General features: G+C 70.6%; 14 protein-coding genes. 5 read left to right on the forward strand and 9 right to left on the reverse strand.

Going from position 1 to position 14,319, the window contains the following annotated elements:
- Positions 1-101 precede the first annotated feature (101 nt).
- On the reverse strand, positions 102-677 hold the full coding sequence (locus tag AB0959_RS22500; protein WP_060901477.1) for a sigma-70 family RNA polymerase sigma factor: 576 nt from the start codon (positions 675-677) through the stop codon (positions 102-104).
- A gap of 352 nt (positions 678-1,029) precedes the next feature.
- Positions 1,030-1,641: a response regulator transcription factor gene (locus AB0959_RS22505; RefSeq protein ID WP_003948568.1), complete on the reverse strand. Its 612-nt coding sequence runs from the start codon at positions 1,639-1,641 to the stop codon at positions 1,030-1,032.
- 389 nt (positions 1,642-2,030) lie between these two features.
- Between AB0959_RS22505 and AB0959_RS22510 the strand changes: the two genes are divergently transcribed.
- Positions 2,031-2,360 (forward strand): WhiB family transcriptional regulator, encoded by a 330-nt coding sequence (locus AB0959_RS22510; RefSeq protein ID WP_366828224.1) that lies wholly within the window; start codon positions 2,031-2,033, stop codon positions 2,358-2,360.
- Positions 2,361-2,453: 93 nt separating this feature from the next.
- Here the strand turns inward: AB0959_RS22510 and AB0959_RS22515 are convergent, their stop codons facing one another.
- Positions 2,454-3,350 carry a LysR family transcriptional regulator gene (locus AB0959_RS22515; RefSeq protein WP_366828225.1) on the reverse strand — a complete coding sequence of 299 codons (897 nt, stop codon included), beginning with the start codon at positions 3,348-3,350 and terminating at the stop codon, positions 2,454-2,456.
- Positions 3,351-3,430: 80 nt separating this feature from the next.
- Here AB0959_RS22515 and AB0959_RS22520 point away from each other — a divergent pair, with 80 nt between their 5' ends.
- From AB0959_RS22520 to AB0959_RS22530, 3 genes are all read left to right on the forward strand, one after another.
- Positions 3,431-4,105, forward strand: coding sequence for an MOSC domain-containing protein (locus AB0959_RS22520; protein WP_366828226.1), 675 nt, complete (start codon positions 3,431-3,433; stop codon positions 4,103-4,105).
- Between the two features lie 138 nt (positions 4,106-4,243).
- Complete coding sequence (locus tag AB0959_RS22525; RefSeq protein ID WP_366828227.1) at positions 4,244-5,017, forward strand: SDR family oxidoreductase; 774 nt, start codon at positions 4,244-4,246, stop codon at positions 5,015-5,017.
- 102 nt (positions 5,018-5,119) lie between these two features.
- The gene (locus tag AB0959_RS22530) at positions 5,120-5,827 is read left to right on the forward strand and encodes an ester cyclase (RefSeq protein WP_366828228.1); all 708 of its coding nucleotides are present in this window, start codon (positions 5,120-5,122) and stop codon (positions 5,825-5,827) included.
- 111 nt (positions 5,828-5,938) lie between these two features.
- Here AB0959_RS22530 and groL read toward each other — a convergent pair whose 3' ends face one another.
- Both groL and groES read right to left on the reverse strand, forming a co-directional pair.
- Positions 5,939-7,561: a chaperonin GroEL gene (gene groL, locus AB0959_RS22535; RefSeq protein ID WP_366828229.1), complete on the reverse strand. Its 1,623-nt coding sequence runs from the start codon at positions 7,559-7,561 to the stop codon at positions 5,939-5,941.
- 145 nt (positions 7,562-7,706) lie between these two features.
- Entirely contained in the window at positions 7,707-8,015 is a 309-nt protein-coding gene (gene groES / locus AB0959_RS22540; RefSeq protein WP_014178834.1) for a co-chaperone GroES, read from the reverse strand.
- Positions 8,016-8,386: 371 nt separating this feature from the next.
- Here groES and AB0959_RS22545 point away from each other — a divergent pair, with 371 nt between their 5' ends.
- Positions 8,387-9,574, forward strand: a complete 1,188-nt coding sequence (locus AB0959_RS22545) for a class I SAM-dependent methyltransferase (protein WP_366828230.1) — start codon at positions 8,387-8,389, stop codon at positions 9,572-9,574.
- Positions 9,575-9,579: 5 nt separating this feature from the next.
- Here the strand turns inward: AB0959_RS22545 and AB0959_RS22550 are convergent, their stop codons facing one another.
- The 4 genes from AB0959_RS22550 to AB0959_RS22565 form a co-directional block, all read right to left on the reverse strand.
- On the reverse strand, positions 9,580-10,860 hold the full coding sequence (locus AB0959_RS22550) for an RNA polymerase sigma factor (RefSeq protein WP_366828244.1): 1,281 nt from the start codon (positions 10,858-10,860) through the stop codon (positions 9,580-9,582).
- Positions 10,861-10,958: 98 nt separating this feature from the next.
- The gene (locus tag AB0959_RS22555) at positions 10,959-11,315 is read right to left on the reverse strand and encodes a YciI family protein (protein ID WP_366828231.1); all 357 of its coding nucleotides are present in this window, start codon (positions 11,313-11,315) and stop codon (positions 10,959-10,961) included.
- Positions 11,316-11,462: 147 nt separating this feature from the next.
- Entirely contained in the window at positions 11,463-12,527 is a 1,065-nt protein-coding gene (locus tag AB0959_RS22560; RefSeq protein ID WP_366828232.1) for an LCP family protein, read from the reverse strand.
- A gap of 84 nt (positions 12,528-12,611) precedes the next feature.
- Positions 12,612-13,970, reverse strand: a complete 1,359-nt coding sequence (locus tag AB0959_RS22565) for an endo-1,4-beta-xylanase (protein WP_366828233.1) — start codon at positions 13,968-13,970, stop codon at positions 12,612-12,614.
- Between the last annotated feature and the right edge of the window lie 349 nt (positions 13,971-14,319).

Genomic DNA, 14,319 nt, shown 5'->3' on the forward strand with positions numbered 1-14,319 from the left:
CACGCAACCGGAAAACGCCTTTGCCGGGCCGGGGAACCAGGCGGGACCAGGCACGGAACCAGGCGGGAACCAGGCCGGGGAAGGCCGCCGCGGGAGCTCGCCTACTGCTCCGCCAGCGCCCTCAGCCGGCTCAGTGCCCGGTGCTGTGCCACGCGCACGGCGCCGGGTGACATCCCCAACATCTGACCCGTCTCCTCGGCCGTGAGCCCCACCGCGATGCGCAGCAGGAGCAGCTCCCGCTGGTTCTCCGGAAGGTTGGCCAGGAGTTTCTTGGCCCACTCGGCGTCGCTGCTCAGCAGCGCGCGCTCCTCCGGGCCCAGCGAGTCGTCCGGCCGCTCGGGCATCTCGTCGGAGGGAACCGCCGTCGAGCCCGGGTGGCGCATCGCTGCCCGCTGCAGGTCGGCGACCTTGTGGGCGGCGATGGCGAAGACGAACGCCTCGAAGGGCCTTCCTGTGTCCTTGTAGCGCGGCAGCGCCAGGAGCACGGCGACGCAGACCTCCTGCGCGAGGTCCTCCACGAAGTGGCGAGCGTCACCCGGCAGCCGGGACAGCCGCGTACGGCAGTAGCGCAGGGCCAGCGGGTGGACATGAGCGAGCAGGTCGTGCGTGGCCTGCTCGTCTCCGTCGACAGCGCGATGAACGAGCGCACCGATCACCGTCGTCTCGTCATCGCGCATCGGTCCATGGTGCCCTGAGGCCGGCCGCCCCGTGGCACCGCGTCCCATCTTGTGCACCGAAGCGTTATGAGCAGGTGCGCCGGAACTCATCTCCTGCGCCCTCCCCTTCCGCTCGTCCGACTCGTCCCCGAGGAACTCCACACCTCAAGGATGCGGCATCCGCGGCGAAACGAGCAGCAGGCATCCGGCGGGCCGCGTTGCCGGCCCCGCCCATCTCGCGATATACGACCCCGCTCACCTGCTGAAAAGCGCTGCCGCCAACATTCCGGAAAGCGGCCCCGCCCGCCTCTCGGAAGGCGGCCCCGCCCGCTGTACGGCGGGCGGGGATCCCCGAACCCCCGCTACGGTCCACCTAGCGAACCAGGCCCCACCGGAAGCCGAGCGCCACGGCGTGCGCCCGGTCGGAGGCACCGAGCTTCTTGAACAGGCGCCTGGCGTGCGTCTTGACGGTGTCCTCGGACAGGAACAGCTCCCGGCCGATCTCCGCGTTCGACCGGCCGTGGCTCATGCCCTCGAGGACCTGGATCTCACGCGCGGTGAGCGTGGGGGCGGCCCCCATCTCCGCCGAGCGCAGCCGGCGCGGGGCGAGCCGCCACGTCGGGTCGGCGAGCGCCTGCGTCACCGTGGCGCGCAGCTCCGCGCGCGAGGCGTCCTTGTGCAGGTACCCGCGCGCCCCGGCCGCCACCGCCAGCGCCACGCCGTCGAGGTCCTCGGCGACGGTGAGCATGATGATGCGCGCACCGGGGTCGGCGGACAGCAGCCGCCGCACCGTCTCGACGCCGCCCAGACCGGGCATGCGTACGTCCATCAGAATCAGGTCCGAGCGGTCGGCGCCCCAGCGGCGGAGGACTTCCTCGCCGTTGGCCGCCGTCGTCACGCGCTCGACGCCGGGCACGGTCGCGACCGCGCGGCGGAGCGCCTCTCGGGCAAGCGGGGAGTCGTCGCAGACGAGGACGGATGTCATGGCCGCCCTCCGCAGCTGATGCGCGTCACCTTGAGCCTCCAGGCTGGTACGAATCGTCACCTGTGCGGTCGACACTCACGAGCGGACTTCTGACGCCCGCCCGAGCGCTTGTTCCTTCAACCGCCTCCGCACTCTCAACGACGGTCACTCGAAAGAGTTACGGGGGACTGAGCCACCTTCGGCACTCTACGTGAGGGGGCGGACACAGTGGAGGCATGAGCGACGGACCCTCAACGTTTCATCACAACCATGCCCCATTTGGCCCCATTTCTTCCCTTTTTGCAGTGTCTGAGGCTAGATTCGCAATGGGTCATATTTTCATCTCCTTAGATCGCAGATGTACGGTCGAGTCACATCTCAGCCCAGAACGGCAACAAGGGGACAACGCAATGGCAGATTTCTCCCGCCTTCCCGGGCCCAACGCGGATCTGTGGGACTGGCAGCTCCTTGCGGCGTGCCGCGGGGTCGACAGTTCGCTCTTCTTCCACCCGGAGGGCGAGCGCGGAGCGGCACGGAGCGCACGCGAGAACTCGGCCAAAGAGGTTTGCATGAGATGCCCGGTCCGCGCGGAGTGCGCGGCACACGCCCTGCGGGTGCGCGAGCCGTACGGCGTGTGGGGCGGTCTGACCGAGGACGAGCGCGAAGAGCTCATGGGACGGGCACGCAACCGGCTGGTGTCGGCGTCGGCGACGGGGGGCGACACCACTTCGAACAACTGAAGGAACGTTTCAGCACCACCCAACGTCTCCGCGCAGCACGCAGAGCGCGCGCAGCACGCCGCCAGCACCACCGGGCAGCACCACCGGCCAGCGCTACCGGGCAGCCGCCCTGTCCAGCTGATCCAGCGTCGCCGCGACCGCGGGCACCTGGGCCAGGTCCGGCAGTGTCAGCGCCACGATCTCCCGGCGCACCGCGGGTTCCACCGCGACCATCCGCACCCCCTTGGGCCGTACCGACTCGATGGCCAGTTCCGGCAGCACCGCGACGCCGAGCCCCGCCCCCACCAGACCGACCACCGCCGGATAGTCGTCCGTCGCGAAGTCGATGCGCGGCGTGAAGCCGGCCCCCTCACAGATCTCGACGAGGTGCCCGCGACAACGAGGGCAGCCCGCGATCCACGGCTCCGAGGCGAGCGCCCCGATGGCGACGGACTCCGTACGGGCCAGGCGGTGCCCCTGCGGTACGAGCCCGACGAGCCGGTCGCGGAGCAGCGGACGCACGACCAGGTCGTCCCACTCCTCGGCGCCGGCCGCGCCCTCGTACCGGAAGGCGAGCGCGATGTCGCAGTCCCCCTGGCGCAGCTTGTCGACGGACGCGGGCGGCTCGGCCTCCTCGAGAGAGACGCGGGTCCCGGGATGCGCGGCGCGCAGCGCGGCGAGCGCCGTGGGCACGAGGGTGGAACTGCCACTGGGGAACGACACCAGACGCACGCGCCCGGCCCTGAGGCCGGCGATGGCGGCGACCTCCTCCTCGGCGGCCGTGAGTCCCGCGAGGATCCCGGCGGCGTGCCGGACCAGCGCCTCGCCCGCCTGCGTCAGCCGCATCCCGCGCCCGCTCCGGACGATCAGCGGCGTGCCCACCGAGGCCTCCAGGGCCTTCATCTGCTGGCTGACGGCGGGCTGGGTGCAGCCGAGTTCGCGCCCCGCCGCCGAGAAGGAGCCGGTGGCGGCGACGGCACGCAGGACACGGAGATGACGGGCCTCGATCACACCGTCGAGCATAAGCGAGCCTTGGGCAGCGAGCGGAATATTGCGTCGCCGCTTTGAGGTTCATCGCCTAGCGTGCCCGCATGAAGCTTCTGTCTCTGAACGTGGGACGCCCCAGGACCGTGGACCACCCGGATCTGCGGGGGCATGTGACCGGCATCGACAAGCAGCCGGTGGAGGGGCCGTTGCGGATCTCCGCGCCCGGTCCCAAGGGAGTGGGCGCCAGCGGGGTCGCCGGGGACGCCGTCTGCAACACGGAGCACCACGGCGGCGACGACCAGGCGGTGTACGCCTTCGCGCGCGAGGACCTCGACGGCTGGGAGCGGGAGCTGGGCCGCACCCTGCCGAGCGGCATGTTCGGCGAGAACCTCACCACCGAGGGCCTCGACGTGTCCGGCGCGCGGATCGGCGAGCGCTGGCGGATCGGCGCCGACGTGGTCCTGGAGGTCACCTCGGGCCGTATCCCCTGCCTCAACTTCCAGGTGCACCTCGGCGAGAAGGGCTGGGTCAGGCGCTTCACGCGGGAGGCCCGGACCGGCGCGTACCTGCGGGTCGTCGAGCCGGGCGAGATCCGGGCCGGCGATCCCGTCGAGATCGTCCACCGCCCGGACCACGAGGTGACGGCGGCCCTCCAGTTCCGGGCCGTCACCACGGAACGGGAGCTGCTGCCCCGGCTGCTGGCCGCGGGTGACGCGCTGCACCCGGAGGCGCGGAGGCTGGCGGAGAGGTACGTGGCGGAGCACGGCGGTGCCGTGTAGGCGGCGACAGGACGACGGCCGCGGGCGCCTCCGGGTGCGGCGCCGGGTGCGATCTTGATCGGTGCTGAGCAGGGAAGGGACAGGTGAAGGCCGGTACGAGGGGCGGATCCGCACAGTCCGGGTCACTAATCTTGCGCTATGACAACGGCTCTGATTACGGGATCGACCGCGGGTATCGGTGCCGCCTTCGCTCGACGGCTGGCGGCTGACGGTCACAACCTCGTCCTGGTGGCGCGCGACACGAAGCGGCTGCGCGAGCAGGCGACCGAGTTGCACGACCGGCACGGCATCGAGGCGGAGGTGCTGACGGCCGACCTGGCGACGGACGACGGCATCGAGGTGGTGGAGCGGCGGCTGGCCGACCGCAAGAACCCCGTCGACCTGCTGGTCAACAACGCGGGGTTCGGCAACAAGGGCGCCTACCTCGACGTGTCGATGGCCGACGAGCTGAAGATGCTCAAGGTGCACTGCGAGGCGGTGCTGCGGCTGACCTCCGCGGCGGCCGAGGGGATGCGGGAGCGGGGCCGGGGCGGGGTCGTCAACGTGGCGTCGGTGGCCGCGTTCCTGCCGCGGGGCACGTACGGCGCGTCCAAGGCGTGGGTCGTGCAGTTCACGCAGGGCGCGGCGCGCGATCTGGCGGGCAGCGGGGTACGGCTGATGGCGCTGGCCCCGGGGTTCGTGCGCACCGAGTTCCACGAGCGGGCCGGGATGGGCACGGACAACATCCCGGGCTGGATGTGGCTGGACGCCGACAAGCTGGTCACCGCGGCGCTGGCCGACCTGGCCCGCGGCAAGTCGCTGTCGATCCCGGACCCTCGGTACAAGGCGCTGATGGGTGTCGTGAAGGTGCTGCCGCGGGGGCTGCTCGGCGGGATCAGCTCGAAGACGGGGCGCAAGTACGGGCCCCAGTAGGCAGCCCCTCGCTCAGCTGGAGACCGAAGCAGAGGTGGCACCGCGTCCCCGGTGGGAAAATGGGGATGTCAGCCGGACCCAGGGGGGCTGGGAGGCGGTGTCATGACGTTCGTGCAGCTCATCGACTGCAAGACAAGCCGGTTCGACGAGATGAACCGGTTGCTGGACACATGGGTCGAGCAGACCAAAGGCAGGCGGACCGCGACGCACAGCATCGTCGCGAAGGACCGGGCCGACGCGTCACATCTCATCGAGATCGTGGAGTTCCCCTCGTACGAGGAGGCGATGCGGAACTCGAAGCTCCCGGAGACCAATCAGATCTTCCGGGACATGGTCGCGCTCTGCGACGAGACGCCCACCTTCACGGACCTGGACGTGGTGCGGGACGAGCAGCTCAACGCGGCGAACGTCCGCAGGCTCTTCGAGCTGGCGGCCACCAAGGGCGATCTGCCATCGCTCAACGACGTGTTCGCGGAGAACTACCACGACCACGACCCGGCCAACGAGCAGGACACCATCGGCCTGGACGCCATACGCAGGGACATACGGATGTGGCGGGAGGGCTTCGACTTCGAGTTCACCGTCGAGGACCAGGTGTCGCAGGGCGACCTGGTGAGTACCCGGTGGACCTGGAACGCGACCCACAAGGGCGAGTTCGTCGGGATCGCGCCCACGGGCAGGAAGGTGAGCATGACCGGCACCACGGTCTTCCGCTTCCAGGGGGACGGAAAGATCGTCGAGGGCTGGTGGAACTACGACCGGCTGGGGCTGATGGCCCAGCTCGGGGCGCTCGACGCGCTGGAGAAGTAGAGCGGTCCGGACGATCCGCGGATGCCCGGGAATGCGGGTAGCGGTCCTGGCAGGCCTGAGGCCCGGCACCCCCGAAGGGGCGCCGGGCCTCAGGACGACGTGCCGGGTGCGTCAGTGGGCGTGGCCGTGGCCCGCGGCGGCGGCCGGCTCCTCTTCTTCCTTCTTCTCGACGACCAGGGTCTCGGTCGTGAGGAGGAGGGAGGCGATGGAGGCGGCGTTCTCCAGGGCGGAGCGGGTGACCTTGACCGGGTCGATGACGCCGGCCTTGACCAGGTCGCCGTACTCGCCGGTCGCGGCGTTGAAGCCCTGGCCCTTGTCGAGCTCGGCGACCTTGGAGGTGATGACGTAGCCCTCCAGGCCGGCGTTCTCGGCGATCCAGCGCAGCGGCTCGACGACCGCGCGGCGGACGACGGCGACACCGGTGGCCTCGTCGCCCTCCTTGCCGAGCGAGCCCTCCAGGACCTTCGCGGCGTGGACGAGCGCGGAGCCACCACCGGAGACGATGCCCTCCTCGACCGCGGCGCGGGTCGCGGAGATGGCGTCCTCCAGACGGTGCTTCTTCTCCTTCAGCTCCACCTCGGTGGCGGCGCCGACCTTGATCACGCACACGCCGCCGGCCAGCTTCGCGAGGCGCTCCTGGAGCTTCTCGCGGTCCCAGTCGGAGTCCGTGGTCTCGATCTCGGCCTTGATCTGGCCGACGCGGCCGGTGACGTCCTCGGACTTGCCGCCGCCGTCGACGATGGTGGTGTCGTCCTTGGTGACCGTGACGCGGCGGGCGGTGCCCAGCACGTCCAGGCCGACCTGGTCGAGCTTGAGGCCGACCTCCTCGGCGACGACGGTGGCACCGGTGAGGGTGGCGATGTCGCCGAGCATGGCCTTGCGGCGGTCACCGAAGCCGGGGGCCTTGACCGCGACCGCGTTGAAGGTGCCGCGGATCTTGTTGACGACGAGGGTGGAGAGGGCCTCGCCCTCGACGTCCTCGGCGATGATCAGCAGCGGCTTCGAGGCGCCCGCCTGGATGACCTTCTCCAGCAGCGGCAGCAGGTCGGCGATCGAGGAGATCTTGCCCTGCGTGATGAGGATGTACGGGTCGTCCAGGACGGCCTCCATGCGCTCCTGGTCCGTCACGAAGTACGGCGACAGGTAGCCCTTGTCGAAGGCCATGCCCTCGGTGAAGTCCAGCTCCAGACCGAAGGTGTTGGACTCCTCGACGGTGATGACACCGTCCTTGCCGACCTTGTCCATCGCCTCGGCGATGAGCTCGCCGACCTGCTGGTCCTGGGCGGACAGCCCGGCGACGGCGGCGATGTCGGACTTCTCGTCGATCGGGCGGGCCGAGGCGAGCAGGTCCTCGGAGATCGCGGCGACGGCGGCGTCGATGCCCTTCTTCAGGGCGGCCGGGGAGGCACCGGCGGCGACGTTCTTCAGGCCCTCGCGCACGAGCGCCTGGGCGAGCACGGTGGCGGTGGTGGTGCCGTCACCCGCGATGTCGTTGGTCTTGGTCGCCACCTCCTTCACCAGCTGGGCGCCGAGGTTCTCGTACGGGTCCTCGACCTCGACCTCGCGGGCGATGGTCACACCGTCGTTGGTGATGGTGGGGGCGCCGAACTTCTTGTCGATGACGACGTTGCGGCCCTTGGGGCCGATCGTCACCTTGACCGTGTCGGCCAGCTTGTTGACGCCGCGCTCGAGGGCGCGACGGGCGTCCTCGTCGAACTTCAGGATCTTCGCCATGGGAGCGTTTGCCCTCTCGGAAATCTAGAGGTGCTAGAGGTCTTCTAGCGGTGAAAGAGCTGCGCCCCCGGCGCCCGGCTGATCAAACGACGGGGTGCCAGGGGCGCAGCTGTGAAAAGCAGGAACCGGGCGGTTCCGGGTGAAATTACTTCTCGATGATCGCGAGCACGTCGCGGGCCGAGAGGACGAGGTACTCCTCGCCGTTGTACTTCACCTCGGTGCCGCCGTACTTGCTGTAGAGCACCACGTCGCCGACGCTGACGTCGAGCGGAAGGCGGTTGCCGTCCTCGAAGCGGCCCGGGCCCACGGCCAGGACGACGCCCTCCTGGGGCTTCTCCTTCGCGGTGTCCGGGATGACCAGGCCAGAGGCCGTGGTCTGTTCGGCGTCGAGCGGCTGGACCACGATGCGGTCCTCGAGCGGCTTGATGGCAACCTTGGAGCTGGCGGTCGTCACGATCCGACCTCCCCCTTCGGAGATCTCACGGGGTTAACTGTCTGAGGTGGCGACCAGGTCGATCCGTCGTCGCGGGTGCCGGACCTGCCCGTCGCGTTGTTGGCACTCTCCCGAGGGGAGTGCCAGACCTGAGACTATGACCGCGATTAGCACTCGGTCAAGCGGAGTGCCAATTGCCTGCGGCGCGGCGTGGGTTTGTGGGTGCGTACGTGGGTGGTTCTGTGCCCGGAGATGTGGGCGCCGTCCCTGGGGGCTGCGCCCCCAGACCCCCGCTATCGGCCTTGCGGCCTCGTCCTCAAACGCCGGACGGGCTGGGTGAGCGCTGGACGGGCCGCGTCGGGTCTTTCCGGGCGGTGGCCCACAATGTCTTGGTGAACGACCTCTCCCCCACCGACTCCCTCGACTCCTTCGCCGCTCTCCTCACCCCCGAGGGCCTGGCCCTCCTCGGCGAGGTGCGGGGCACCGGTCCGGCGGCGGAGCTGGCCGTCGCGACCCGGCTGCGCCGCGATCATCCGGCCGCCCTCGTCTCGGCGGCCATCGCACAGGCCCGGCTGCGGCAGCGGGCGGCGGCGAAGTTCGGGGCCGAGGACGCGGAGCGGATGTTCTTCACGCCGAACGGCGTCGAGCAGTCCACGCGTGCGTCGGTGGCGACGTACCGGGCGGCCCGGTTCGCGGCGCTGGGCGTGGAGTCCGTCGCCGACCTGTGCTGCGGAGTCGGCGGCGACGCGATCGCCCTGGCCCGCGCCGGGATCCGGGTCCTGGCGGTCGACCGGGACCCGCTGACGGCCGCGGTGGCGCGGGCGAACGCGGCGGCGCTCGGCCTGTCCGACCTGATCGAGGTGCGGGAGGCCGATGTCACGGACGTGGACGTGGCCCCCTACGACGCGGTCTTCGTGGACCCGGCGCGGCGCGGTGGCCGGGGAAGGATCTTCGACCCGGAGGCGTACTCGCCGCCGCTGTCCTGGGCGGTCGGGGCGGCCCTGAAGGCTCCGCGCGCCGCTCTGAAGATCGCCCCCGGTGTGCCCCACGAGGCGATCCCCGCCGAGGCCGAGGCCGAGTGGATCTCGGACGGCGGGGACGTGAAGGAGGCCGTGCTGTGGTTCGGCACGGAGCCGGGGGCCGTGAAGGCCACCCTGCTGCCCGGACCGCGCACGCTGCTCGGCCGCGGGCTGCCGGATCCGACGGTGCGGCCGCCCGGGCCCTACCTGTACGAGCCCGACGGCGCCGTGATCCGCGCGCACCTGGTGGCCGAGGTGGCGGCCGGCCTCGACGGCGGGCTGCTCGACCCCCACATCGCCTACATCACCGCCGACAGCCTGCGCCCGACCCCGTACGCGACCGCCTACGAGATCACCGACCACCTCCCCTTCAACGTCAAGAAGCTGAAGGCGCTCGTGCGGGAGCGGGAGATCGGTGTGCTGACGGTCAAGAAGCGCGGCTCGGCCGTCGAGCCGGAGGAACTCCGCAGGAAGGTCAAGCCGCACGGCCCCCACTCGGCCACCGTCTTCCTGACCCGGATCGCGGACGCGCCGACGATGCTGATCGGCCGCCCGGTCTGACGCGGCTACGAGGCCTCCGCCGCGCGTCGCAGCAACAGCTCACGCTCCCGCTCGTTCCGGGTCAGCCCCGCGGCCCGTTCGAACTCCGTGCGGGCCTCCTTCGTGCGCCCCAGCCGCGCCAGCAGGTCCCCGCGGACACTCGGCAGCAGGTGGTAGTCCCGAAGCGTGGGTTCGGTGGCGAGGCGGTCGACGATCTCCAGGGCCGGGCCCGGCCCGTCGGCCATGGAGACGGCGACCGCGCGGTTCAGTTCGACGACCGGGGACGGGCTGCGGGCGGCGAGCAGGCCGTACAGGGTGGCGATGCGCGTCCAGTCGGTCTCCTCGTACGTGTACGCCTGGGCGTGGCACGCCGCGATGGCGGCCTGGAGGGCGTACGGGCCGGGGGCGCCCGCGGTGACGGCGTTCGCGCGGCCGAGCGCGGCGAAACCGCGGGCGATCAGCATCCTGTTCCAGCGGCGGCGGTCCTGGTCCCTCAGCAGCACCGGCTCACCGGACGGGCCGGTACGCGCGGCCGCCCGTGACTCCTGGAGCTCCAGGAGCGCCATCAGCCCGTGCGCCTCGGGCTCCTTGGGCATCAGCTGGGCGAGCACACGGGCGAGCCGGAGCGCGTCCTCGCACAGGGCCGGCCGCAGCCAGTCGTCACCGGCGGTGGCCGCGTAGCCCTCGTTGAAGATCAGGTAGATGACCTCGAGGACCGACCCCAGCCGGGCCTCCCGGTCCGGCCCGTACGGAACCTCGAAGGCCACCCCCTTGGCGGCCAGCGTCCGCTTGGCGCGCACGATGCGCTGGGCCACGGTCGCCTCGGGAGCGAGGAACGCGCGGGCGATCTCGACCGTGGTCAGGCCACCGAGGAGGCGGAGCGTGAGCGCGATGCGCGCCTCGGCGGACAGCACGGGGTGACAGGCCGTGAAGACCAGCCGGAGCAGGTCGTCGTCGATGTCGTCGGGATCGGAGGGCTCGTCGAGGTGGTACGGCGCGGAGGCGGAGAGGTCCCGGCCCATCTCCTCCAGCTTCCGGGCGTACCGCTCCCGGCGCCGTACGAGGTCGATGGCGCGGTGCTTGGCCGTGGCCATGAGCCAGGCGCCGGGGTTGTCCGGCACCCCGTCCCGCGGCCACTGCTCCAGCGCGGCGACCAGCGCGTCCTGCGCCAGTTCCTCCGCTATGCCGACGTCACGGACGATCCGGGCGACGCCGGCGATGACGCGTGGCGACTCGATCCGGAAGACGGCCTCGATGGCACCCGTGGCGGGTCCGGCGGTCTCGGCGGTCTCGACGGACTCGGTGATCTCGACGGAGTCGGCGGACCGGTGGGGCGAGGTGGGCTGTGGTGTCACAACCCACCATTCGACACCCGCACGGGCACCCAGGCCAAGGAACGGCCCGGTCAGCCCTCCTGGATCTCCCGGACCTCGCAGGTCACGGTCCACTCCGGCCCGTGCACCTTCACGAACCGCTTGGTCCACTCGAGCGCCTCGGCCATGTCCTTGCACTGCATGAGCGCGTAGCCGCCGACGACCTCCTTGGACTCCGTGAACGGCCCGTCGGTGACCGACACGTTCCCGCCCTCCCAGTGCACCCTCTTGCCCTGGACGGACGGCATCAGCCCGGCGGTGTCGAGCATGACCCCCGCCTTCGTGATCTCCTCCAGCAGCTCCCCCATCCGCTCCATCAGCTCGGGGCTCGGGCCCTCGGCGGGAGCGGTCGCCTCGTCGATCTGCACCAGCGACAGGTAGCGCGGCATGATGACTCCTCGGTGTGACGGCGGGGGCGTTTCCCCCGCCTCTCACCCTTGCGTCGAACGACGGACGCGCGGATCGACACGACCGCCGAGAAAATCGAGAAAAGTTCTCGGGCTACACCTCGCGCTTCTTCTCGCACTACTTCTGCGCTACGCGAGCTTCTCCCACAGCTCGCTCGCCTCCGGCTCGTCGGCCACCACCCGGTTGGGGTTCGAGGGGGCCCGCACCACCGGCATCATCACCGTCCTGACGTCGGCCGAGGTCAGGCTCCTCAGGCTCTGGCCGAGGCTCATCAGCTCGCTCAGGGAGTCCAGGCCCGTGTCCGTCGTCAGGCTGCCGGTGACCGCGTCGGCGACCCGGTAGAGCCTGGTGGGGCTGGTCAGCAGGTCCGTCGTGGACATCTGGTCCAGCAGGGCCTTCACCAGTTTCTGCTGCAGGCCTATGCGGCCCAGGTCGCTGCCGTCGCCGATGCCGTGGCGGGTGCGGGCGAGGGCCAGCGCCTTCTCGCCGTCCAGGTGGTGGGTACCGGCCTTCAGCTTCAGGTGGCTGTCCACGTCGTCGATGTCCTCGTCCGTCGTGACGGTCACCCCGCCCAGCGCGTCCACCAGCTTGGCGAAGCCCGAGAAGTCGATCTCGATGTAGTGGTCCATGCGGATGCCGGTCAGCGACTCGACCGTCTTCACCGCGCAGACCGGACCGCCCACGGAGTACGCGCTGTTGAACATGGTGTTGTACGCCACCGAGGTGGAGCCGCCCGAGGGCAAGGGGCAGGACGGGCGCGTGACCAGCGTGTCGCGCGGGATGCTCACCACCGTCGCCTCGGTGCGCCCCTCGTCGACGTGGACGACCATCGCCGTGTCGGACCGGGCACCGCCGCTGTCGCCGCCCCCGAGTTTCTTGTTCTCCGCACCACTGCGTGAGTCGGAGCCGAGGACCAGGATGTTCAGCGCGGTGCTGGGCAGTGGGGACGCGGAGGACGACGGCGACGGGCTCGACACCGCCGCGGGCGGGCGGTCCTCGCCGAGCGCGCTGTCGATGTCGACGCTCTTGATGTTGCCGTTCAGATGCCAGTACGCCCAGCCGGCCGTTCCCACGCCCAGCACGAGCACCCCCGCGAGGGTGAGGCCGGCGGCCTTCAGCAACCTCGACCGCCGGCCCACCCGTCTGCCCGCCGCTCCGCCGTCGTCTCCGCGTTCCCCGCTTCGCACAGTCACACGTAGGAACGTAAGTCCGAATTGTTACAGGCGGAGCTGTCCGACCGTCATTCTTCGGAAATTCTCAGACTTCTCGGGCACGGCTCAGCCCAACGTGACCGTCGGCACGGGGTTGCTCCCGTTCCAGTTCGCGTTGAAACCGAAGGTCGCCGAACCACCGTTGGGCACGCTGCCGTTCCACGAGGCGTTCGTGCAGCTCACCGCCGCGCCCGTCTGGGTGCACGTCGCGTTCCAGGCCTGGGTGATCTGCTGGCCCGCGCCGTACGTCCAGTTGACCCTCCAGGAGGAGAGGGAGGCCCCGGAGCAGGCGATCCTGACCTGGCCCGTGAAGCCGGTGTTCCACTGGCTGGTGACGCTGTACGTCGCCGTGCAGGCGCCCGTCGGGGGCGGTGTGGTCGTACCGCCGAGGGCCGTCGCGATGCCGGAGTACGCCGGTTTCGGGCTGTAGTTCTCGTCGTACGGGGTCGCCGCGCCCTGGCCGGGGAAGGTGTCCGGGATCCATGAGTCGGAGTCCGTGAAGCCCCAGACGGTGACCCCGGCGCACCGGCTCACCGCGACGCACGCCTTCACGACGGCCTCGTAGTCGCCGCGCTGCTGCGCCAGCTTGGCCGCGTCGGCCGGGAGTTGCATCCGGATGTCCAGCTCCGTGATGGCCACGTCCACGCCCAGGTCGGCGAAGCGCTGGATGTTCTGCTGGAGGGTGGAGGGGACCTGGCCGAGGATCAGATGGGCCTGAAGACCGACACCGTCTATGGGAACCCCGCGTTCCTTCAGCGACTTGACCAGGTTGTACAGGGCTGTGCTCTTCGCGTTGACGCCCTCGACGTTGTAGTCGTTGATGTAGAGCTTGGCGGCGGGGTCGGCCGCGCGGGCGGCGGTCAGGGCCTGGGCGATGTAGTCGGTGCCGAGGCCGTTGTACCAGAGGGTCTGGCGGTAGGTGCCGTCCTCGTTGAACGGCTCGTTCACCACGTCCCAGGCGGCCAGGCGGCCCTTGTAGCGGCCCACCTCCAGCGCGATGTGGTCGTTCAGCAGCTGGCTGAGCTGGGCCGGGGTCCAGGTGCCGTTCGTCAGCCAGCTCGGGTTCTGGCTGTGCCAGACGAGGGTGTGACCGCGCACCTGCTGGCCGTGGGCCTCGGCGAAGTCGACGATCTGGTCGGCCTCGGTCCAGTTGAAGGTGCCGCGGGTGGGCTCTACGGAGCCCCACTTCATGGCGTTGCCGGGGGTGAGGGAGTTGAACTCCGCCCCTGCGATGTGGCCGTACGTGCCGGTGAGCTTGGAGCCGGTGACCGCCGTTCCGATGACCTTGCCCTTGGTGTCGGCGAGGTCGCGCAGGGGAGGGTCGGCGGCGTGGGCGGGGGCCGCGACCAGCAGGGCGGTCAGCGCGGCCGCGCCGGTGAACAGGGCGGCGAGGCGGTGGCGTAACGAGTGTCTGGAGGTTCTCATGGGGGTGCCTCCGAAAGTTTCGGCTGTGCAACCGATTGACTTCGGAGGAGTGTGGGGGTGGATACGGCACCCGTCAATACGGCGGACGGCGGCTGGGGGGCGGGGGCGTTGCCGTCTGCCGGGTTCTTGTTCGGTGCGCGTCTGCGGGTCCGTCGTGGCTTGTCGCGCAGTTCCCCGCGCCCCTAAAGGCACGGGCGCGCCCGGCAGCACAATGCCCCCTACCGGCCCGCAGGCGCGTACGTACCGAAGGGGGCGTGCCGGGAGGTGTCCGCCCGCAGCGGCCGGCGTCCGCCGCCGGGCACCCCACGTATCCACCTCACCGCCGGACCGAGGACGGAGACCTCCCGGC

Source organism: Streptomyces sp. NPDC046862 (genome assembly GCF_040704615.1).
In the GTDB taxonomy this organism is placed as follows: domain Bacteria; phylum Actinomycetota; class Actinomycetes; order Streptomycetales; family Streptomycetaceae; genus Streptomyces.

Coding starts and splice junctions, on each gene's coding strand:
- AB0959_RS22500 (WP_060901477.1), bottom strand. CDS start 677: ATGCGCGATGACGAGACGACGGTGATCGGTGCGCTCGTTCATCGCGCT.
- AB0959_RS22555 (WP_366828231.1), bottom strand. CDS start 11,315: ATGCCGCGCTACCTGTCGCTGGTGCAGATCGACGAGGCGACCGCTCCC.
- AB0959_RS22505 (WP_003948568.1), bottom strand. CDS start 1,641: ATGACATCCGTCCTCGTCTGCGACGACTCCCCGCTTGCCCGAGAGGCG.
- AB0959_RS22530 (WP_366828228.1), top strand. CDS start 5,120: ATGACGTTCGTGCAGCTCATCGACTGCAAGACAAGCCGGTTCGACGAG.
- AB0959_RS22525 (WP_366828227.1), top strand. CDS start 4,244: ATGACAACGGCTCTGATTACGGGATCGACCGCGGGTATCGGTGCCGCC.
- AB0959_RS22520 (WP_366828226.1), top strand. CDS start 3,431: ATGAAGCTTCTGTCTCTGAACGTGGGACGCCCCAGGACCGTGGACCAC.
- AB0959_RS22565 (WP_366828233.1), bottom strand. CDS start 13,970: ATGAGAACCTCCAGACACTCGTTACGCCACCGCCTCGCCGCCCTGTTC.
- AB0959_RS22510 (WP_366828224.1), top strand. CDS start 2,031: ATGGCAGATTTCTCCCGCCTTCCCGGGCCCAACGCGGATCTGTGGGAC.
- groL (WP_366828229.1), bottom strand. CDS start 7,561: ATGGCGAAGATCCTGAAGTTCGACGAGGACGCCCGTCGCGCCCTCGAG.